The sequence below is a fragment of the Ruegeria sp. SAZD011 genome, assembly GCF_059612545.1.
Genome location: NZ_JBXWQU010000040.1, coordinates 63,589 through 82,016, shown reverse-complemented (window position 1 = coordinate 82,016; position 18,428 = coordinate 63,589). Strand labels below are relative to the sequence as shown.

21 protein-coding genes and 1 pseudogene are annotated in these 18,428 nt (G+C 63.6%); 14 read left to right on the top strand and 8 right to left on the bottom strand.

All coding sequences use genetic code 11. The annotated features are described in order from the left end of the window. Positions 1-30: 30 nt before the first annotated feature. Positions 31-1,185: a phosphoserine transaminase gene (locus AC2FLM_RS19835; protein WP_496859623.1), complete on the bottom strand. Its 1,155-nt coding sequence runs from the start codon at positions 1,183-1,185 to the stop codon at positions 31-33. 361 nt (positions 1,186-1,546) lie between these two features. Between AC2FLM_RS19835 and serB the strand changes: the two genes are divergently transcribed. The 4 genes from serB to AC2FLM_RS19815 are packed head-to-tail and all read left to right on the top strand — an operon-like array spanning position 1,547 to position 3,571. After that, a complete protein-coding gene (gene serB / locus AC2FLM_RS19830; RefSeq protein WP_496859622.1) occupies positions 1,547-2,425 on the top strand; it encodes a phosphoserine phosphatase SerB in 879 nt (292 codons plus the stop codon). 43 nt (positions 2,426-2,468) lie between these two features. Continuing rightward, positions 2,469-2,798, top strand: coding sequence for an ArsR/SmtB family transcription factor (locus tag AC2FLM_RS19825; RefSeq protein WP_234144356.1), 330 nt, complete (start codon positions 2,469-2,471; stop codon positions 2,796-2,798). Continuing rightward, on the top strand, positions 2,786-3,220 hold the full coding sequence (locus AC2FLM_RS19820; protein ID WP_496859620.1) for an SRPBCC family protein: 435 nt from the start codon (positions 2,786-2,788) through the stop codon (positions 3,218-3,220). The genes AC2FLM_RS19825 and AC2FLM_RS19820 overlap by 13 nt, the downstream gene beginning before the upstream one ends. A gap of 36 nt (positions 3,221-3,256) precedes the next feature. Then, on the top strand, positions 3,257-3,571 hold the full coding sequence (locus tag AC2FLM_RS19815; protein WP_496859619.1) for a YciI family protein: 315 nt from the start codon (positions 3,257-3,259) through the stop codon (positions 3,569-3,571). A 6-nt stretch (positions 3,572-3,577) separates the two neighbouring features. Here the strand turns inward: AC2FLM_RS19815 and AC2FLM_RS19810 are convergent, their stop codons facing one another. Continuing rightward, on the bottom strand, positions 3,578-4,576 hold the full coding sequence (locus AC2FLM_RS19810; RefSeq protein ID WP_496859618.1) for an asparaginase: 999 nt from the start codon (positions 4,574-4,576) through the stop codon (positions 3,578-3,580). Between the two features lie 181 nt (positions 4,577-4,757). Between AC2FLM_RS19810 and AC2FLM_RS19805 the strand changes: the two genes are divergently transcribed. From AC2FLM_RS19805 to AC2FLM_RS19790, 4 genes are all read left to right on the top strand, one after another. Further along, on the top strand, positions 4,758-5,297 hold the full coding sequence (locus AC2FLM_RS19805; protein WP_496859617.1) for an invasion associated locus B family protein: 540 nt from the start codon (positions 4,758-4,760) through the stop codon (positions 5,295-5,297). Between the two features lie 34 nt (positions 5,298-5,331). Further along, complete coding sequence (locus AC2FLM_RS19800) at positions 5,332-5,718, top strand: lysozyme inhibitor LprI family protein (RefSeq protein ID WP_496859616.1); 387 nt, start codon at positions 5,332-5,334, stop codon at positions 5,716-5,718. 187 nt (positions 5,719-5,905) lie between these two features. Continuing rightward, complete coding sequence (rlmN, locus tag AC2FLM_RS19795; RefSeq protein ID WP_496859615.1) at positions 5,906-7,087, top strand: dual-specificity RNA methyltransferase RlmN; 1,182 nt, start codon at positions 5,906-5,908, stop codon at positions 7,085-7,087. Between the two features lie 64 nt (positions 7,088-7,151). Further along, the gene (locus AC2FLM_RS19790; RefSeq protein WP_234138599.1) at positions 7,152-7,535 is read left to right on the top strand and encodes a phage holin family protein; all 384 of its coding nucleotides are present in this window, start codon (positions 7,152-7,154) and stop codon (positions 7,533-7,535) included. 2 nt (positions 7,536-7,537) lie between these two features. On the opposite strand, the gene AC2FLM_RS19785 is transcribed toward AC2FLM_RS19790, so the two are convergent. Beyond that, on the bottom strand, positions 7,538-8,653 hold the full coding sequence (locus AC2FLM_RS19785) for a cystathionine gamma-lyase (protein WP_496859614.1): 1,116 nt from the start codon (positions 8,651-8,653) through the stop codon (positions 7,538-7,540). A 247-nt stretch (positions 8,654-8,900) separates the two neighbouring features. Here AC2FLM_RS19785 and AC2FLM_RS19780 point away from each other — a divergent pair, with 247 nt between their 5' ends. After that, on the top strand, positions 8,901-9,110 hold the full coding sequence (locus AC2FLM_RS19780) for a hypothetical protein (RefSeq protein ID WP_234169167.1): 210 nt from the start codon (positions 8,901-8,903) through the stop codon (positions 9,108-9,110). A gap of 15 nt (positions 9,111-9,125) precedes the next feature. Here AC2FLM_RS19780 and AC2FLM_RS19775 read toward each other — a convergent pair whose 3' ends face one another. Then, entirely contained in the window at positions 9,126-9,968 is an 843-nt protein-coding gene (locus AC2FLM_RS19775; RefSeq protein ID WP_234138607.1) for an LOG family protein, read from the bottom strand. Positions 9,969-10,056: 88 nt separating this feature from the next. Here AC2FLM_RS19775 and AC2FLM_RS19770 point away from each other — a divergent pair, with 88 nt between their 5' ends. The 4 genes and pseudogenes from AC2FLM_RS19770 to dapD all read left to right on the top strand — a co-directional run bounded on the left by AC2FLM_RS19770 (position 10,057) and on the right by dapD (position 12,243). After that, positions 10,057-10,977 carry a threonine/serine dehydratase gene (locus AC2FLM_RS19770; protein ID WP_496859613.1) on the top strand — a complete coding sequence of 307 codons (921 nt, stop codon included), beginning with the start codon at positions 10,057-10,059 and terminating at the stop codon, positions 10,975-10,977. 97 nt (positions 10,978-11,074) lie between these two features. After that, a pseudogene (locus AC2FLM_RS19765) lies at positions 11,075-11,182 on the top strand (GntR family transcriptional regulator); the annotation flags it as partial. Between the two features lie 23 nt (positions 11,183-11,205). Beyond that, a complete protein-coding gene (locus AC2FLM_RS19760; RefSeq protein ID WP_496859611.1) occupies positions 11,206-11,319 on the top strand; it encodes a hypothetical protein in 114 nt (37 codons plus the stop codon). Positions 11,320-11,415: 96 nt separating this feature from the next. Beyond that, positions 11,416-12,243, top strand: a complete 828-nt coding sequence (gene dapD / locus AC2FLM_RS19755) for a 2,3,4,5-tetrahydropyridine-2,6-dicarboxylate N-succinyltransferase (RefSeq protein ID WP_234138617.1) — start codon at positions 11,416-11,418, stop codon at positions 12,241-12,243. Between the two features lie 65 nt (positions 12,244-12,308). Here the strand turns inward: dapD and AC2FLM_RS19750 are convergent, their stop codons facing one another. After that, on the bottom strand, positions 12,309-13,880 hold the full coding sequence (locus AC2FLM_RS19750; RefSeq protein ID WP_496859609.1) for a choice-of-anchor L domain-containing protein: 1,572 nt from the start codon (positions 13,878-13,880) through the stop codon (positions 12,309-12,311). A 155-nt stretch (positions 13,881-14,035) separates the two neighbouring features. Between AC2FLM_RS19750 and AC2FLM_RS19745 the strand changes: the two genes are divergently transcribed. Continuing rightward, complete coding sequence (locus tag AC2FLM_RS19745) at positions 14,036-14,383, top strand: DUF8846 family protein (protein WP_496859607.1); 348 nt, start codon at positions 14,036-14,038, stop codon at positions 14,381-14,383. Positions 14,384-14,389: 6 nt separating this feature from the next. On the opposite strand, the gene AC2FLM_RS19740 is transcribed toward AC2FLM_RS19745, so the two are convergent. From AC2FLM_RS19740 to AC2FLM_RS19730, 3 genes are all read right to left on the bottom strand, one after another. After that, a complete protein-coding gene (locus AC2FLM_RS19740; RefSeq protein ID WP_234138624.1) occupies positions 14,390-15,445 on the bottom strand; it encodes a transporter substrate-binding domain-containing protein in 1,056 nt (351 codons plus the stop codon). 188 nt (positions 15,446-15,633) lie between these two features. Then, on the bottom strand, positions 15,634-16,728 hold the full coding sequence (locus AC2FLM_RS19735; protein WP_496859605.1) for a Hint domain-containing protein: 1,095 nt from the start codon (positions 16,726-16,728) through the stop codon (positions 15,634-15,636). A gap of 1 nt (position 16,729) precedes the next feature. Beyond that, entirely contained in the window at positions 16,730-18,304 is a 1,575-nt protein-coding gene (locus AC2FLM_RS19730; RefSeq protein WP_496859603.1) for a Hint domain-containing protein, read from the bottom strand. Positions 18,305-18,428 lie beyond the last annotated feature (124 nt).

Sequence of the window (18,428 nt, the reverse complement as noted above, 5' to 3'; positions counted from 1 at the left end):
TGACGAGGACACCTGCAAGGGTGGGGGCGACTATGCGGCTTGCGCTTGCGCGGCGATTTCGACCTCGAAGGCCCAGGCGAGCCAGGGCAACACCGCCGCCACATCCGAGGTTTCGACCGTGCCACCGCACCAGATGCGCAAGCCTGCGGGCGCGTCGCGATAGGCGCCGATATCCAGCGCCACACCTTCGGCCTCCAGCCGCTTGGCAACCGCCTTGGCAAACGCTGCGCCATCCTGAATGCGGGCATCGGTGAATTTCAGGCAGACGCTGGTATTGGATCGCGTGGCTGCATCCTCGGCCAGGTTGGCGATCCAGTCATGTGCCTCGCAGAAATCGAAGATTGCCTGCGCATTGGCATCGGCCCGCGCGATCAGACCTTTCAGGCCACCGACCGAGCGTGCCCAGTCGAGCGCCAGCAGATAATCCTCGACCGCCAGCATCGAGGGGGTGTTGATCGTTTCGCCCTTGAAGATGCCTTCGATCAGCTTGCCGCCCTTGGTCATGCGGAAAATCTTGGGCAGCGGCCAGGCGGGAGTATAGCTTTCCAGCCGTTCCACCGCGCGCGGGCTCAGCACGATCATGCCATGCGCCGCCTCGCCACCCAGAACTTTCTGCCAGGAGAAAGTGGTCACATCCAGCTTGTCCCAGGGCAGGTCCATGGCAAAGGCGGCGCTGGTGGCGTCGCAGATGGTCAGGCCCTGACGGTCGGCGGCGATCCAGTCGCCATTCGGCACGCGCACGCCCGAGGTGGTGCCGTTCCAGGTGAACACGACGTCATTGTCGAAATCCACCGAGGCGAGATCGACGATCTGGCCATAGTCGGCGGTCTTGACCTCGGCGTCCAGTTTCAGCTGCTTCACCACATCGGTGACCCAGCCGGCGCCAAAGCTTTCCCAGGCCAGCATCTCGACCTTGCAGGCGCCCAAGAGCGACCAGAGTGCCATCTCCACGGCGCCGGTATCCGAGGCGGGAACGATGCCGATGCGATAGTCGGCAGGGATACCCAGAATCTCGCGCGTGCCTTCGATGGCAGCCTTCAGCTTGTCCTTGCCGATGGCGGCACGATGCGAGCGACCCAGCGCGGCATCGGCAAGCTTGGAGACATCAAAAACGGGGGGTTTGGCACAGGGGCCAGAAGAGAACCGCGGATTGACCGGCCGCGTTGCCGGTTGGTCGATAGTCATTGGTGTTACCCTTACAGATATACGCCCCTCGTTGGGGAGGGGTGTCCCACCGCAACAGCTAGTCCGCCGCAGTGCGGCACGCAAGCGGAATTGAGGTCGAAAATCGCCGCTTTGAAATTTGATTGCGACCTTTGCGACTACGATCGGAAACTTGTGTTTCCCGGCAAGGAAAGAATGATCTGTGGCAGACCTCGCGTTCCCGGCCTAGGGGGCGATTCAAGATATCCAAGTTTTTACAAAGTGTTAATCACGAGCTGCGGCGGCGCGGAGGTTGGTTGTCGATGCGGTCCGCGCAGTCGGGCGGGGCTGGAAGAGATTTCGCACCTGCGCTATGGGCATCCCGACCCAAAGGAGATGCCCCATGTATGTCGCCACGCTGTTGACCAACCCCTCCATTGCCCGTCTCGACCCGGCGCTGGTCGATGCGCTGCGCAACGCCTGGGGCGGTGGCGATGCGGTCTGGCTGAGCCCCGATGAAGCAGCCGAATTCACGCTTGCAGCCCTTCCCGACAATCGCTGGCAGGTCTGGGACGATCTGCAAGCGTTGGGTGTCGATCTGGTGGTGCAGCCTGCCGAGGGTCGCAGAAAGCGGATGCTGCTGGCGGATATGGACAGCACCATGATCCAGCAGGAATGCATCGACGAACTGGCCGACGAGGCAGGCGTCGGCGAGCGGGTCAAGGAAATCACCGCCCGCGCGATGAACGGCGAGCTGGATTTCGAGGGCGCGCTGCTCGAACGCGTGGGGTTGTTGCGCGGGCTGGACGAGGCGGTGATCGGCCATGTGCTCGACACGCGCATCACCCTGATGCCGGGCGGGCGGTCGCTGGTGGCGACGATGCGCGCCAATGGCGGCTATGCGGCGCTGGTCTCGGGCGGGTTCACCGCCTTTACCGCGCAGGTGGCGGCGCAGCTGGGCTTTGACGAGAACCGCGCCAACACGCTGTTGGCGGATGATGGCAAGCTGACCGGCGATGTTGCCCGCCCGATCCTGGGCCGTCAGGCCAAGGTCGATGCACTGGAGCAGATCACCGCGCGGCTGGGCCTGTCCGAACAGGATGTGATCGCGGTGGGCGACGGCGCCAATGATCTGGGCATGCTGGGCCGCGCTGGCACCGGCGTTGCCCTGCACGCCAAACCTTCGGTCGCGGCTCAATGCGCGGTACGCATCAACCACGGCGACCTGACGGCGCTGCTTTTTGTTCAGGGCTATGCGCGGGCGGATTTCGTGACGGGCTGATCTTCCGCTTGCATTATTAACCCAATGGTTAAATAATGCAGCCATGACCCAGCTTCTGGCCGCCTTCTCGGCTTTGTCCGACCCGACACGTTTCGCCATCGTCGAGCAACTGATGGCCGAGGGCGAATTGCCCGCCGGTGATCTGGTCGAGGGTAAGGGCATGTCGGGTGCTGCCATCTCGCGCCATCTGAAGCTGCTGCGCGAGGCCGGGCTGGTTCGCCAGCGTATCAATGGCACCCAGCGGCTTTACTCCGTGGCGCCCGAGGGGCTGCGCGCGATTGCCGACTGGACGATCTCGAAACGCACCTTCTGGGAGGGCAGCCTGGACCGGCTGGCCGCCGCAATCGAAAGCGACAAGACATGGCCGACCTGAGACTGGAACGCGAATTCGCCGTCACGCCCGAGGCCCTGTTCGCCTGGGTCAGCGATGGCGCGAAACTGCTGCAATGGTGGGGACCCGAGGGCCTGCATGTGCCCGCCGATCAGCATGACCTCGATTTCACCCGGCTGGGGCCCTGGTTCTCGGTCATGGTGAATGGCGCGGGCGACCGCTACAAGGTCTCGGGCCATGTTACCCATGTGAAACCGCCGCAATCCGTGGGCTTCACCTGGGGCTGGCATGACGATGATGACCAGCGCGGGCCGGAAAGCCATGTGATGTTCATCGTCGAACCATGCGCCAAAGGCGCGCGGTTGATCCTGGATCACCGCGAATTGGGCGACGACGAGATGAGCCAGCGCCACGAGGCGGGCTGGACCTCGTCGTTGCGCAAGCTCGAGGCGGAACTCGCCTGATCCTGATGTTTTACAACCAAAGGGAAGGAACGCGACATGCCTGATTTCATCTTTGCCTATCATGGCGGCAAGACGCCCGAAACGCCCGAGGAAGGCGCCGAGGTCATGGCCGCATGGCAGGCCTGGTTCGATAGCATGGGTGATGCGGTCGTGATCCCCGGCAACCCGGTTGGCCAGTCCAAGACGGTCAGCGCCACAGGCGTGGCCGACGATGGCGGCGCAAACCCGCTCTCGGGCTATACCGTGGTGCGTGCCGCCGATATCGGTGCCGCGACCGACATGGCCAGGGGTTGCCCGATGGTGATGTCGGGCAACGGCACCGTCGAGGTGGCCGAGATCATCGAGATGTGATCGGCGTCAGAACCGCAGCTCGGCCGTGGCGCGGATGCTGCCGCAGTCGATGCCGCGCCGGTTCAGGATGGGTGCGTCCAGCCGCTTGCGGGTGGCCGGGTGCGCGGGGTCCAGCACGCCGAGACCGACGAGTATGGCCGCAATCGCGCATTCGCTGGCCCTTGTGGCGCCGTCGGTGATCTTCAGTGCCACGCCCAGACGCTGTTCGGGCAGGATGGCGACGAACACCGCCTCGGCCCCGGTCTTGATCGCCACGCGCCCTCCCATGGCCCGCATCAGCTCGGTACAGGCGCGGCCTTCGCCTGCGACCAGTTCGGGGTGTTTCATCATGGCTTCGGTCAGCTGTGCCGCTGCCTGGCTTTGCCGGTCAGAGCGGTCGCGGGCCGAGGCGAACCAGGCCATCGCACGCGCCAGTCCCGTCAGGCTGGTGGCAAAGTTGGGGGCGGAACAGCCGTCGATCCCATAGCCGGGGCTTGCCTCGCCTGTGACCTCTTCAAAAGCGGCCAAGGCGGCTTGCTGCACCGGGTGGTCGATCTCGTGGTACTCGGGTCCGGCCTCCAGATGACGCCCCAGCGTCAGAAAGCCCGCATGTTTGCCGGAGCAGTTGTTATGCACCTGGCACGGGCTTTCAAAGGCGCGGATCAGCCGCTCATGCTCGGGCCGGTCATCGGGATCCTGCGGGCCACAGCGCAGGTCGCCGTCGCCCAACCCCAGCTGTCCAAGCCAATCATTCACCCGATGGGTATGGATCGCCGCCCCGTTATGCGAGGCGCAGGCCAGCGCCATCTGTTCCGAACTCAACCCGAACTTGGCCGCCGCTCCCGAGGACAGCAGCGGCAGCGCCTGGATCATCTTCGAGGACGAGCGCGGATACATCACCAGCCCTGGATCGCCCCAGCTACGCACCACCTGGCCGCTGCCGTCGCAGATCACCGCATGCCCCAAATGCACGCTTTCCAACAGCGCGCCGCGCCAGATTTCGGCCATCGGTATCGGTCGCGTCATCCTGTCCCCCAATAGAAATCTGCGCGAATTCTCGCCAATCGCCCTTTCGTCCGTGGCGAAACCTGCGCTATTGTGTCTATGTCGGCAATCGACGGGATGCGCAAGCCAGACGGATCGGCAAAACTCCGCGAATGCATCCTGTGATGGAATTGAGGTAAAGGTCAGCTGGAGGGCTGAACAGATGGGATCGAAACTTGTCCGCGCCATTGCGGGCCTGTGTCTGGCCGGAACGGCCGCCGCCACCAGCGTATCCGCGCAGCAAAGCGAAAGCACCAACCGGGTCGCGTCAAAGACCGATTGGAGCGTCTTCGTCGAGGACAACCCGACCGAATGCTGGAGCGTTTCGGCACCGAAGGAAACCGTGAACACCCGCGGTGGCAGCGTCGTGTCGGTGCGCCGCAGCGATATCCTGCTGATGGTGTTCTTCCGGCCCAAGGCCGGGGTCAAGGGGCAAGTCACCTTTACCGGCGGCTATCCTTTCGCGCCCGGATCGACGGTCAATCTCAATGTGGGCGGCACCGAGTTCGAACTGATCACCGAGGGCGAATGGGCCTGGCCGGCAACCGCCGCCGACGACGCCAAGATCGTTGCGGTGATGAAGCGCGGCACCGACGCGGTGCTGACTGCCCGTTCGGCGCGCGGCACCCAGACCAAGGATACCTTCTCGCTGCTGGGCTTCACCGCAGCTGTCGAAGATGCCGAGAAACGCTGCGGCGGGTAAGTGGCCCGCCGTCGGTCTTGTATGGGGATGTGATATGCGACGGGTTCAATTCGCGTTTGTGCTCGCGCTGGCACCGCTGGCGGCCACCGCCGATCCTGCGCTTGAATGCAGCGATGCAGGCAGCCAGGTCGAGATTGGCGCCTGCGTTTCCGAAATGAGAGATCGTGTCGAGGGTGCGCTGGCCGTCGCGCTCGACATTGCCCGCGGTTCGGCGGGTGAACTTGACGAAGTCACCGGGCGCAAGGTCGCACTTCCCGCGCTTGAAGCTGCGCAATTGGCCTGGGTTACCTATCGCGACGCGCATTGCGATGCAGTTGGTGCCAGCTTTGGCGGCGGCTCGGGCACGGGCATCGCGATCACCTCCTGCCAGATCGAACTGGGCCGCGCCCGGACCCGCGACCTGATGGCGATGGCGCGGTAACTCAACTCTTCATTTCGCCAAAAATACTCCGGGGGGAGCGGCTCTGCCGCGATGGGGGCAGCGCCCCCTGCCGCACCATCCCAAACGACCGGCGGCAAAGAGGGCGCGAAATCTTTTGATCTTCGCGCGCTTTCCTATATAGAGGCGCATCCATCGCCTCAGACCCCATCAGCCGCCGAGTGCACCCATGTCCGTCAAAGCACCGATCACCCAGGATGTCGTGACCATCCCCCGCAAGCTGCCCGAAGGCAGGATCAACCTGGTCGGGCTGACCCGCGACCGGATGCGCGAGGTGTTGATCGAACACGGTACGCCCGAGAAACAGGCCAAGATGCGGGTGGGCCAGATCTGGCAGTGGATCTATCAATGGGGCGTGCGCGATTTCGACGCGATGACCAACCTCGCCAAGGCCTATCGCGCGCAACTGGCCGAGCATTTCACCATCGAGATCCCCGAAGTCGTGACCCGGCAGGTGTCCGAAGACGGCACCCGCAAATACCTGGTCCGCATTGCCGGCGGGCATGAGGTCGAGGTGGTCTATATCCCCGAAGAGGATCGTGGCACGCTTTGCATCTCGTCGCAGGTGGGTTGCACGCTGACCTGCTCGTTCTGCCATACCGGCACCCAGAAACTGGTGCGCAACCTGACCGCTGCCGAGATCGTGGGCCAGGTGATGATGGCGCGCGACGACCTGGGCGAATGGCCGGTGCCGGGGGCGCCCAAGGACGAAACACGCCTGCTCAGCAACATCGTGCTGATGGGCATGGGCGAACCGCTCTACAATTTCGACAACGTGCGCGATGCAATGAAGATTGCGATGGACCCCGAAGGCATCCAGCTGTCGCGCCGCCGGATCACGCTGTCGACCAGCGGCGTGGTGCCCGAAATCGCGCGTACGGCCGAAGAAATCGGCTGTCTGCTGGCGATCTCGTTCCATGCCACCACCGACGAGACCCGCGATGTGCTGGTGCCGATCAACAAGCGTTGGAACATCGAGGAACTGCTCTCTGCGCTGGCCGTCTATCCCAAAGCCTCGAATTCCGAGCGGATCACGTTCGAATACGTGATGCTGGACGGCGTGAATGACAGCGACGCGGATGCCCATCGCCTGCTCGACCATATCAAGCGGCACAAGATCCCGGCCAAGATCAACCTGATCCCGTTCAACGAATGGCCCGGCGCACCCTACAAGCGGTCGTCAAACAACCGCATTCGGGCATTTGCCAACATCATCTATCAGGCGGGCTATGCCGCGCCGATCCGCAAGACGCGCGGTGACGACATCATGGCCGCCTGTGGGCAGCTCAAATCGGCCACCGAACGGGCGCGCAAGTCGAAAAAGCAGATCGAGGCCGAGACGGGGCTTTGATTCCCGTGGTGATTTCACGCGGGTGATAGGCTAGGCTCGGGTGAATAGCTTCAAGAGGTTCGCCATGTCTCGACGCCTGCTTTCGATCGCCGCGCTTCTGGCCGGCAATGCCATTGGACTCCTGCTTGCCGCGCTGCTGCTCGACGGATTCTCCATCGCGCCGCTGTCGCTGATTGTCGTGGTCATCGTCTTCAGTCTGATCCAGGCCCTGGCCGAACCGCTGATCCGCCGCCTGAGCGCGCGCAACCTGCCCGCACTTCAGGGCGGGATCTCGCTGGTGGTCATCTTCGTCGGCCTTCTGGTCACCGAACTGGTGACCTCGGGCCTGATCGTGGGCGGGATCTCGAACCTGCTGGCCGCGACCCTGCTTGTCTGGCTCGGTGCGCTCATCGCCGGCATCCTGCTGCCGATCTATGTGTTCAAGAGCCTGCGAGAGCCGAAAGCCTGAATTCAGAGTGTATCGAGCGCATCGCGCAGGGCCTGCCATAACTCCTCGACCGGCTCGCAGCCGACTGAGAGGCGCACGAATCCTGGTGCCACCGCGTCGCCCCAGCGCGCGCGCCGCTCGGCCGAACTGTGCACGCCGCCAAACGAGGTCGCCGGACGCAAAAGCGGGCAGCCGTTGATGAACTGTTCCGCCTTCTCCTCGCTGCCCAGATCCAGCGAGAGCAGGAAGCCAAACCGCTGCATCTGCGCCCGCGCCAGGTTATGCGCCGGATCACCCGGCAGACCGGGATAACGAAGGGCGCTCACCGCCCGATGTTCGGCCAGTCGCGGCGCCAGGGCTTCGGCGTTTCGGCACATGCGGTCGAACCTCACCTCCAGCGTCTCCAGCCCGCGATGCAACAGCCAGGCCTCGTGCGGGCCCGGAATCGCGCCAGAGATACGGCGCCAATCCTCCACTGCCTGAACCAGCCCGGCATCGCGGCTGGCCACATGCCCCAGCAGCAGGTCGGAATGGCCGCCCATCGCCTTGGTGTCCGAGGCGACCACGATGTCGATGCCCAGATCCAGCGGCCGCTGTCCCAGCGGTGTCATCGTGGTATTGTCACAGATGGTGATGCCACCGGCTGCCCGCACCGCGCCCGCGACGGCGGCAAGGTCGATCAGGTCCAGCCCCGGATTGGACGGCGTCTCCAGAAACACCACGTCAATGTCGCTAAACCCGCCCTCGGCAAAGCCGGTGGTGGGCCGCTCCTCGACAATCACCCCCAAAGGCCGCAGGTAACGGTCGGCAAGCAACCGGGTGACATAATAGCCATCCGCGGGGATCAAAAGGCGCTGTCTGGCCTTGAGCGTGGCAAACAGCGCGGCCGAAATCGCGCCCATACCCGAGGGAAACATCCGGCAGGGCGCCCCTTCAAGATGCTCGATCGCATGTTCAAGCGCCACCCATGTGGGATTGTCCGCCCGACCATAGCTGTTGCCGCCATCGGGCGCGCCCGGCAGGTGATACATCGAGCTTTGCACCAGCGGCAGCGCCACCGGATCGCCCTTGTCGATCTCGTTGCCGCGCAGATGCAGAAAGGCACCCATCCGAGGTGTCCCGTGATCGCCATGTTCCATTGTCGCCCTCCCGCGTGCCTGTCAAACCGCGATCTAGCACCCGGTTGCGCGACGGCAAAGCAAAGAGATGGCTGCACCTTCATTTCGCCCAAAATACTCCGGGGGAGGCGCCGCAGGCGACGGGGGCAGCGCCCCCTTCATCCTATCCCAAAAGGCCTGCGCCCTGAATTTTCCTCATTCGCGATGAATTTCCGCCCCGATCAACAGTCAGTTTCGAAATCAGCAACAAAGCCATGGAGGACAGAAAATGGCACAGGCAGATATCGGTGGCGCAATGATCGAGGCGGGGGTTCTGGACCTGCTGTACCGCGAACGCGCCAAGGCGCTCAGCGCGCGGGAATGGAAGTTCCGGCTGATGGGTTATGGTTATGCCATCAAGGACGTGCAGGGCACGCAGGTGGTCACCCGGTTGCCGCAGGGCGTCGAACTGGGCGTGTTGCCTGCTGAATTCGCCTGAACCGACCCGACCGCCTCAGCGCCCCGGGATCGCATCGCGGGGTGGCGCGGGCTCCCAGTTGTCGATAATTTCGACCGCCTCCTGAGCGGTGTCGACAAAGCGGAACAGGTCCAGATCCTCGGCCGAGATGGTGCCGGCATCCGCCAGCGCCCGCCAGTTGATCACCCGTTCCCAGAAATCGCGCCCGAACAGCAGGAACGGCACCCGCTCCATGCGCCCGGTCTGTATCAGGGTCAGCGATTCAAACAGTTCGTCCAGCGTGCCGAAGCCGCCCGGGAAGATGGTAATCGCCCGTGCGCGCATCAGGAAATGCATCTTGCGGACTGCAAAGTAGTGAAAGTTGAAGCTGAGCTCGGGCGTCACGAACAGGTTTGGCGCCTGTTCATGCGGCAACACGATATTCAGTCCGATCGAGCAGCCACCCGCGTCCTTGGCGCCGCGATTGCCGGCCTCCATCACGCCGGGGCCGCCGCCGGTGACGATCACCAGCTCCTTGCAGCCTGACTCTTTCGATTTCTCGGTGATCAGCCGGGCAAACTCGCGCGCCTCGTCATAGTATTCCGACAGCTCCGCCAAGGTCTGGGTGCGCGCGGTGTGCTTTTTCGCCGGTTCCGGGATCCGTGCCCCGCCGAACATCACCACGGTCGAGGTGATGCCGCGCTCGGCCATCATCATCTCGGGCTTGAGCAATTCCAGTTGCAACCGCACCGGGCGCAGCTCGTCCCGGCACAGGAAATCCTCGTCGGCAAAGGCCAGTTTATAGGCGGGCGAGCGCGTCTGCGGCGTATCGGGCACATGGCTGGCCGTCGAGCGGTCGGTATGGGCGTCACGAAACGGGCTCTGACGATCGTCTCTCATCTGCGGGCTTCCCTGCTTGCGTCTTTGCCCCACAGCTATAGGGTTCGCGGGGCAAGCGCCAGAGGCGGGTGGTGAAGAGGGTATGAGAATGGATTGGAAAGCAGAGATCACAGCGGCGGCGGCACGAATTGACGGGCATGTGCAAGTGACCCCGGTGATGCAGACGCGCGGATTTGGCCTGTCATATCCGCTCAGCCTGAAGCTGGAACAGATGCAGCATACCGGCAGTTTCAAGGCGCGCGGGGCCTTCAATACCCTGCTGTCCAGTGATGTGCCCGCTGCCGGAGTCGTGGCCGCCTCGGGTGGCAATCATGGTGCTGCGGTGGCCTATGCCGCCCGCGCGCTGGGCCATCAGGCCAAGATCTTCGTGCCGGAAATGGCTGGCCCCGCCAAGATCGCGCTGATCCGGGATACCGGCGCCGATCTTGAGGTGGTGCCGGGCGAGTATGCAAATGCGTTGGCCCTTGCACAGGCGCATGAAGCTGCGACTGGTGCGATGCAGATCCATGCCTATGACGCGCCCGCGACCGTGGCGGGGCAGGGCACCTGTTTCGCCGAATGGGACGCGCAGGCGCTAGAGGCCGATACGGTTGTGATCGCGGTCGGCGGTGGTGGGCTGGTGGCTGGTGCACTGGCCTGGTGGCAGGGCGCACGCAAGGTGGTTGCGGTCGAGCCGGAAACCTCCTGCGCACTGAATGCGGCGCTCGCTGCTGGCGGGCCGGTCGATGTCGAGGTCTCGGGCATCGCCGCCAATGCGCTGGGGGCGCGGCGGATCGGCGAAATCTGTTTCGGTCTGGCGCAACGCGGGGCACAGTCGGTTCTGGTTCCGGACGCGGCGATTGCTGCGGCCCAGCGCGCGCTCTGGGCCGAGCGGCGGGTTCTGGTCGAGCCGGCAGGCGCAACCGCGCTGGCGGCGCTGATGTGTGGCGCCTATCGGCCCGAACCAGGCGAGCGGGTGGCGGTGCTGGTCTGCGGCGGCAATATCGCCCCGGATCCCTTTGCCGGGTGAAGATTGCGGCTTGTTCCGGTTGTACCCGGGATCTTTATTTTTATTCCTGACAGCAACCATCGCCGACACGTTCTAAGCGAGGCTCAGCCAGCGGACGATAAGCGGCGCCCGGCCAGCGGACGAGAAGCTGCGTCAGGACCATATCGTGCGTACCTTTGATGCCAGTCATGTGCCGGTGCGCGAGGGGCTGCTGAGGCTAAAGGCGCCGCCGAGCAGGCGCTGTGCTTTTTGGCCGGGGCCAATTCGGTGTTCTATGGCGACGTGCCGCTGCCCGCGCCCAATGCCGGAACCGACGCCGATGCCGAGATGTTCGCCGCGCTGGGGGCGCTGGAAGACGCATAAGGCCGCAATCGGGTCGGGGCGCGTCGCATTGCGCCTTGGTCCGCGCTTGCGTATAGGCGAAACCAACGTGACGCATTCATCAGGGAGCAAGACCTCATGTCCAACCGAGAGCTGGAAGTCGCCATCGAGGCCGCGTGGGACGCGCGCGACAGCATCACACCCGCCACCACAGGCGCCACCCGCGAGGCGATCGAAGACACGCTGGCCGCGCTGGACAGCGGCGCGCTGCGGGTGGCCGAGAAACAGGCCGATGGCAGCTGGCACGTGAACCAATGGGCCAAGAAGGCGGTGCTGCTGGGCTTCCGCATCAAGGATATGGAAATCCAGTCGGGCGGCCCGCAGGGCGGCGGCTGGTGGGACAAGGTCGACAGCAAGTTTGCAGGCTGGGGCGAGAACCAGTGGAAGGCCGCCGGGTTCCGTGCCGTGCCCAACTGCGTGGTGCGCAAGTCGGCCTATATCGCACCGGGCGTGGTGCTGATGCCGTCCTTCGTCAACCTAGGGGCCTATGTGGACAGCGGCACCATGGTCGATACCTGGGCCACCGTGGGCAGCTGTGCCCAGATCGGCAAGAACGTGCACCTGTCGGGCGGCGTCGGCATTGGCGGCGTGCTGGAGCCGATGCAGGCCGGTCCCACCATCATCGAGGACAATTGCTTCATTGGCGCCCGCTCCGAGGTGGTCGAGGGCGTGATCGTGCGCGAAGGCTCTGTGCTGGGCATGGGCGTCTATATCGGTCAGTCCACCAAGATCGTCGACCGCGAGACTGGCGAGGTCATGTATGGTGAGGTGCCGCCGTATTCGGTGGTGGTCTCGGGCTCGATGCCGTCGACCGGCGGTGTCAGCCTCTATTGCGCGGTGATCGTCAAGCGGGTGGATGAACGGACCCGGTCGAAAACCGGCATCAACGAGTTGCTGCGGGATTAACCTGCCGGCAAGTCGCATCAGGTTGGGCCGTGGCGCAAAGGTGCCGCGGCCTTTTTTGTTTCCCTTCAGGCCCGCATCAGCGCGCGCACTTCATAGCTGCGCAATGCCGGGCGCGCGGCGGGCCCGTAGCCGTAATCTGGCGCGGACAAATCGGGCATCAATCGCAGGATTTCGCTGCGTGTGGCCGTATCGAAGGCCCCGATGGACATGTCGCCGGGATGATAGCTTTCGCTTTCCAGGCCGTTGGCCCAGATCACTTCATGCCGGTCAAACAGGAGATGCACATAGGTCACCGGCAACCCGTCCGTGCACCGTTTGATATCTCGTCCGTTCACCAGGTCCTTGGCCTTGACCAGAACCTCGCGAGACCCGAACAGCAGCTCGGAGCGCGACATCTCCAGCATCACGCGGTGGTTGGGTGAGACGGCGACCGGGCCATGCCGCCCCAGCGCATTGCGCTGGATCAGAACCGGTGCGTCGATCCCCTTGGACAGGCGGGTCGTGCGACCGATCCAGCGCAATGGCTGGGGACCGTTGTCGCGGGTCATCACAAGATCGCCGATCTCAAGCTTCTCGACCGGAACACGGCCATTCGGCACCCGGATCGGGGTGCCAGCGACGAAACAGGGTGTGGTCTTGACCGTGACGAAACCGGTATCTGTGTTCCCGGCTGAATCGGTGACCTCGTAGGAAAAGGAATTGCTGCTTTCCTCGGACCCATCGGAATCGATGGTGAATGTCCCGTCGGGGTTCAGCAGGACCGTCTCTCCCGTCGGCAGGGTCACGGTATCCCCCGCCGATACCGGCTGCCCGTTGATCTTGGTAATGGTCAGCGTGCCGCCCGCGGAAGAGCTGTCGTTGGCCAGGACGTCCACGGTTTCCGCATTGCCACCAGTGATTTCGACACTGTCATCCTCGGCGATCAGGGCGGTCTGGATCGAGTCGCCGGCAATCAGCAGGTTCGAATCATAGGCGCCGTCGCCGCTGTCCGCGATGGCGATCTTGATCGTGTTGACCTCGCCGGGATTGACCGGCGCCTTAAGCGTCAGGGTCACGGTGAACCCGTCCATCTCGGTATTGGCGATCTCGCCCGAGGCCGGATTGTCGACATAGAGATTCGAGTTCGACTGATCGTTGATACTGTCGATCGTGATGTCACCGTCACCGACCGTCAGTTCGGCCTGCACGCCGTTCACCCAGATACCGACCGCATCGTTGAAACCGGACCCTACATATTCGAGATACTCTTCGGACGAGAACACCACCTGCATGGTCAGGGTCGAGCCTTCGGGGATGAAGCTGGCCTCGAACACGGACGCGTCATAGGTCTGCGCGCCCGCCATCTCGGACAATTGCGCGTCACCGGCAAGGCCGTGATTGGTACTGGTGCCCGCCGACACATTCGCGTCGCCCGAACTGTTGGTGATCGAGGTTGCGTTGCCGGTGGACAGGATCACCCCGCTGTCGGAGGGCGTGATGTCGGGGGCGACGGTATCTCCGTTCGAATAAATACCTGAAGCCGACGTGGCGCCTGAATAGCTGGCTGTTACCACCTCTATCCCCGAGCCGAACATGGCATCCGCCATGTCCAGGGCAGATGCCGAAGTATCGACGGGAAGTTCACTGGCTGTGGGCATGTCGGGTGGGCCTTGCTGATTGTCGTATCCCCGGCCTATCCCGTTGACCCTTTCCGTGTTCTTACCAACTGCGGGTGCGATGTCTGGTATTCTTGGAGAATTGTCCGCATCTGTCGGGCGTTGACCTGTCGATTGGCGCAGGCTAAGGCGGCGGCATGGAAAAGCCCGCCAAAAAGTCCCGCCAGCAAGTCTATACCCTTGTCGTCCAGATCGGGCGCAAGTCCGGTGACGGCCTGCCAGACGGGGCAACCGGCGCGGCGTTGATGTGTTATGCCAGCGGCGTCGACGAGGCCGAGGCGGTGCGCGAAACGGTGGCGATTCTGAAACAGGCTGACACCGCGCCGCTGGATGTCACCGGATACGGCACGCTCGAAGAGCGCGAGGCGCAGGGTCACGAGATCGATACGGAAGAGCGCGCGCTGATGCAGCGGGCGCTGGACGAAAACGCCGTCATCGTGGCCCAGATGACACCGTTTTTCGACGACGACGAGGCGGCGGGCTGAGGCGGATCAGTTCCGGCGACCGAACCACTTGCGGTAAAGTTGGTCATACGTGCCGTCCTCGCGCAGGGCGAGCAGCGCCTGATTGACGTCTTCAACCCGGCTTGATCCGGTTGGAAATGCGATACCGTAGTTCTCGCGCAGAAACACCGAACCGGTGGTGACAGCCTTTCCCTTGCCCTGATGCGAAGCGTAATAGGATAGGATCGGCGCGTCGAACACCACCGCGTCGAGCGCGCCTTGCTCAAAGGCAGTCAGCATCTCGTCAAGGTTCGAGAAAGCGGCAAATCCGATGTCACGACGATTGAGGAAGCCGGCGGCGGTGGAGCCTTCGATGGTGCCGACCTCTTGCCCGTAGAGATCGTTGACCGAATTCACCGAGCCGCTGATCGCCTCGACGGTCATGACCGAGGTGATGCGCGCGGTGAAGACCGAAACCACGAAAAGCGAGGAGATCACCAGCACAACGCCGAACAGCCGGCCAAAGGCGGTGCGCGGCACCCGTTCCTCGAACCCACCATTGACGACGAGGTTCAGTGCCCACCAGAAAGAGGGAAACCAGGCTTCGTGCAGCTTGCGATCGAAATAGGGCTGCGCGCGCCGCTCGAAATACCACATCAACATGCCGCCGGTCAGCAGGATGAAGAAGGCGGCGCCGATGGCCATGAACAGGTCTCGGGACAGCAGCGCCCTCAGGAGCGATGAGCCGGCATTGCTCTCGGACGGCACCAGAATCTGGAGTCCGGATTCAAAGATCGGCTGGCTGAAGTCCATCTCGGTCTCGCGCGCGGCGGTGATCGAGATATTGGCGATTGCCATATCCGCCTCTCCGTCGATAACGGCGGTCAGCATGTCCGAGAACCTGTCCTTGCGGTCCAGCGTGTAGGTCCAGCCAAGCTTGTCGGCCAACGCCGAGAGCAGATCGATCGAAAAACCGGTCTCTGTCCCATCCTCGACAAAAGAGAAGGGAGGACGCGTGACCGTGGCGACGTTCAGCGACTGCGCCAACAGCACTTGCGGCCACAATCCCAGGGCCAGGCAGACAGAGATGAGGAGCTTGTGCATCGGCAAACTGTTTTCCGGTTTTTTGCCCCATACCCCAGCCGGGGCGTTCAAACAAGGCGACCCCAGGGTCAGCTTTGCTCATGGCAAGGGGAAAAGCCGGGCTTGCTTCCCGTCTGGCGTGCTATCAGCAGAATCCGCCCGCGCCCGTCATGCGCACGGGCCGGACCCTGAGCATCATCGGGTTCGGATCAGGCGACGCGTGCCTCGGCCAGGATGCGGGCGTCGAACGCGCGCAGGACATGATGGCTCGGGCGGCCATGATCGGGCAGGCGGCTGCGCTCGATCCCGGCGAGCACGCTGGCGGCCAGATGAAGCGGCTTGCGGTGCAGACGGCCGATGAACAGGCTTTCGGCCAGCGCCCCGGCCGTGACCATCGCCTCGTTGGTGGGCAGCAGCAGTTGCGCATAGGTCGCCGTCAGCCCGGCGCGCGCGGGCAGAACCGAATGCCCGCCGGTCAGATGGCGGGCGGGGACCAGCACCGATTCTCGGCCAAACAGGTATTCCACCTCGGTTCCCGAGAGCAAAAGACGCTGCGCGGGCGCGGCCTGGATGTCCTGTCTCAGACCGAAATAGGGCCGGCGGATCGTCAGGGGCCGGGTGCTGCCGAAGGCTGGCATCGTGCGGCTGACCCGATGCAGGACCGGAACCGCCTCGCCGCTGGCGACGATCACCGTGTCGCCGCGCCGGATCCGCGACAGGGGCCGGTAGCCTTCTGGTGTGGCGATCGGCGTTTCCGGGTGCAGCGAGGGCATCGGGCCCACGGGTTCTATTTCGCTCGACAGCGCGAAATAGACCAGTTCGGGGGCGGTGAAACGGTGCGGGCCGTCCCGAAACAGCATCCGCAGATCACCTATGCGCAGCGGGCTGGGGGCCTCGACCTCGATCAGATGCGCATATTCGCGTTCATCATGTTCCAGGGCCAGCCAGCCGGCACGGGCCGGCGCATCCCAGGCATAGCTGAGCCGCAAGGTGTCGATGCGCCCGGTATCGGCCACGTTCAGAACCTGATGCAGGACCGAGCCCCCCTGATTGACGATCAGTATCAGCCCGCCGCCCGGAATCGCCTGCAACGACAGGTGGAAGGGCCAGGCGCCGCCGCGGTCGAACTGCAACAGGATGCGCGGACGCTGGGCATTGGGAAGCCGGGTTTCAAACACAAGAGTGCCGCGAACCATCAGGTCGTCTTCATGGGTGCCGACCAGGCAAGGCGCATTTGTCGAGGCGCCAAGCCCCTCAGGGCGGAAATGTTCGTTCTCGGGGGCGGAAACGGCGATCCATCCCATGTCAGGCCACCTTTGCCGATGTGAGCAGCAGCTCGGTTTCGTATTTGCGCAGGACCCGACGGGCGGCAGGGCCATAGCCTTCGCCGGTGTCGGTGTCGAGTTCGGGGAAAACCGCCCGGATCTCGTTCAAGGTCTCGGGCTCGAACAGATGCGTGGTTTGCGGGCCGGGCAGGAAGCTTTCGCTCGCCAGTCCCTCGGAGTAAATCACCTCGTGATTGTCGAACATCACGTGGACATAGGTGACGCGCCCGCCGGGCATGAAACGGATCCTGCGCCCATCTACCAGATCCTTGGCGGCGACCAGAACCTCGCGTTCGCCGAACAGCAGCTCGCTCAGGCTGTCGTGGATGAGGATGCGGTGCTGTGGCGAGACCAGAAGGTCGCGTTGGGCGCCATAGGTTCCGGCGCGGATCAGGACGGGGGCGAAATCGCCCTCGGCGTCAACTGTGCGCTCGCCGACCCAGCGCACCGCTTGCGAACCGTTGTCGCGGGTGATCACCAGGTCACCCGGCGTCAGCCGCTCGACCTGGCGTTCGCCATAGGGCGTGTCGATCAGGGTGCCCGCCACGAAACAGGGGATCGCGTTGACGTTGACGATGCCGGTATCGGTCTGTGCGCCGTTGGTCACCGTGTAGGTGAAATTGAAATGCTCGACATCGCCATCGCCCGTCACGGTGATGGTGCCATCGGCGTTGAGCATTACGGTCTGCCCGGTGGCCAGCGTGATCGTGCTGCCCGCGGTGACGGGAATGCCGTTCAGGTGGGTGATGGTCAGGGTGGCGCCCGAGTGGTTGATATCGTTGTCCAGGATATCCATCGTGACGCTGCCGTCGGGATAGATCGTGCTGTGATCGGCGACCGCGACCAGCCGGGTTTGCACGCTGTTGGCGGCGATCAGCAGGTTCGAGTCGTAATTGCTGTCGGACACGTCGGCGACCCCGATACGGATCGTGTTCACCTGTCCGGGGATCACGTTCATCGTCAGGGTCATGGTGACGGTCAGACCGTCCATCTCGGTATTGAACGCGTCGCCCGTGTTGTCCAGGAACAGGTTCTGGTTGTTGACCGAGTTGATGTTGCCGGGATCGGAATCGCCGTTGCCGACCTCCAGTTGGGCCTGTTGCCCGTTGACCCAGACGCCGACGAAATCCTGATAGACCGAGTTCTGGAACTCGGGATACTCCTCGGACGAGAACATGAATTGCATCGTCATGACACCGTGTTCCGGGATGAAGCTGACATCCAGATACGAGGCGTCATAGGTATTGGTGCCGGCTGCGGCGTTGAAATCGGGGTTGTTGTTTTCGCCCGATGTATTGGTCGACGTGTTGGTGGACCGGTTCGGGTCGCTGCCGTTGCGGGTAAAATGGCTAGCCCGCCCGGTGGACAGGATCACACCGGTATCGCCCGGGGTGGCCCCCGGCGCCAGCGCGTCACCGTTGGAATAGATTGCCGAAGACTGGCTCCAGCCGGAATAAGAAGCACCGACAACGGTGACACCGTCGCCAAAGATCGTCTGCGCCATCTGCATCGCAGAGGCACCCTGATTATAGTTTAGCTCGGCGCCTGTTGCCATCTCCTGCCCCACGGTCTCACGATCCTGGGCAGGGAGGACGGAGCGGGCATTCGCCACGCACCACTTAAAACCGATCGCATCTGTCGTGCGGTTGCCGGTTTGGTTCAGCCGTCTTTGCGATTGT

What these genes read in the sequence shown, in the direction of transcription:
- AC2FLM_RS19835 (WP_496859623.1), bottom strand. Translation starts at nt 1,185, where the DNA reads ATGACTATCGACCAACCGGCAACGCGGCCGGTCAATCCGCGGTTCTCT.
- serB (WP_496859622.1), top strand. Translation starts at nt 1,547, where the DNA reads ATGTATGTCGCCACGCTGTTGACCAACCCCTCCATTGCCCGTCTCGAC.
- AC2FLM_RS19825 (WP_234144356.1), top strand. Translation starts at nt 2,469, where the DNA reads ATGACCCAGCTTCTGGCCGCCTTCTCGGCTTTGTCCGACCCGACACGT.
- AC2FLM_RS19820 (WP_496859620.1), top strand. Translation starts at nt 2,786, where the DNA reads ATGGCCGACCTGAGACTGGAACGCGAATTCGCCGTCACGCCCGAGGCC.
- AC2FLM_RS19815 (WP_496859619.1), top strand. Translation starts at nt 3,257, where the DNA reads ATGCCTGATTTCATCTTTGCCTATCATGGCGGCAAGACGCCCGAAACG.
- AC2FLM_RS19810 (WP_496859618.1), bottom strand. Translation starts at nt 4,576, where the DNA reads ATGACGCGACCGATACCGATGGCCGAAATCTGGCGCGGCGCGCTGTTG.
- AC2FLM_RS19805 (WP_496859617.1), top strand. Translation starts at nt 4,758, where the DNA reads ATGGGATCGAAACTTGTCCGCGCCATTGCGGGCCTGTGTCTGGCCGGA.
- AC2FLM_RS19800 (WP_496859616.1), top strand. Translation starts at nt 5,332, where the DNA reads ATGCGACGGGTTCAATTCGCGTTTGTGCTCGCGCTGGCACCGCTGGCG.
- rlmN (WP_496859615.1), top strand. Translation starts at nt 5,906, where the DNA reads ATGTCCGTCAAAGCACCGATCACCCAGGATGTCGTGACCATCCCCCGC.
- AC2FLM_RS19790 (WP_234138599.1), top strand. Translation starts at nt 7,152, where the DNA reads ATGTCTCGACGCCTGCTTTCGATCGCCGCGCTTCTGGCCGGCAATGCC.
- AC2FLM_RS19785 (WP_496859614.1), bottom strand. Translation starts at nt 8,653, where the DNA reads ATGGAACATGGCGATCACGGGACACCTCGGATGGGTGCCTTTCTGCAT.
- AC2FLM_RS19780 (WP_234169167.1), top strand. Translation starts at nt 8,901, where the DNA reads ATGGCACAGGCAGATATCGGTGGCGCAATGATCGAGGCGGGGGTTCTG.
- AC2FLM_RS19775 (WP_234138607.1), bottom strand. Translation starts at nt 9,968, where the DNA reads ATGAGAGACGATCGTCAGAGCCCGTTTCGTGACGCCCATACCGACCGC.
- AC2FLM_RS19770 (WP_496859613.1), top strand. Translation starts at nt 10,057, where the DNA reads ATGGATTGGAAAGCAGAGATCACAGCGGCGGCGGCACGAATTGACGGG.
- dapD (WP_234138617.1), top strand. Translation starts at nt 11,416, where the DNA reads ATGTCCAACCGAGAGCTGGAAGTCGCCATCGAGGCCGCGTGGGACGCG.
- AC2FLM_RS19750 (WP_496859609.1), bottom strand. Translation starts at nt 13,880, where the DNA reads ATGCCCACAGCCAGTGAACTTCCCGTCGATACTTCGGCATCTGCCCTG.
- AC2FLM_RS19745 (WP_496859607.1), top strand. Translation starts at nt 14,036, where the DNA reads ATGGAAAAGCCCGCCAAAAAGTCCCGCCAGCAAGTCTATACCCTTGTC.
- AC2FLM_RS19740 (WP_234138624.1), bottom strand. Translation starts at nt 15,445, where the DNA reads ATGCACAAGCTCCTCATCTCTGTCTGCCTGGCCCTGGGATTGTGGCCG.
- AC2FLM_RS19735 (WP_496859605.1), bottom strand. Translation starts at nt 16,728, where the DNA reads ATGGGATGGATCGCCGTTTCCGCCCCCGAGAACGAACATTTCCGCCCT.
- AC2FLM_RS19730 (WP_496859603.1), bottom strand. Translation starts at nt 18,304, where the DNA reads ATGGCAACAGGCGCCGAGCTAAACTATAATCAGGGTGCCTCTGCGATG.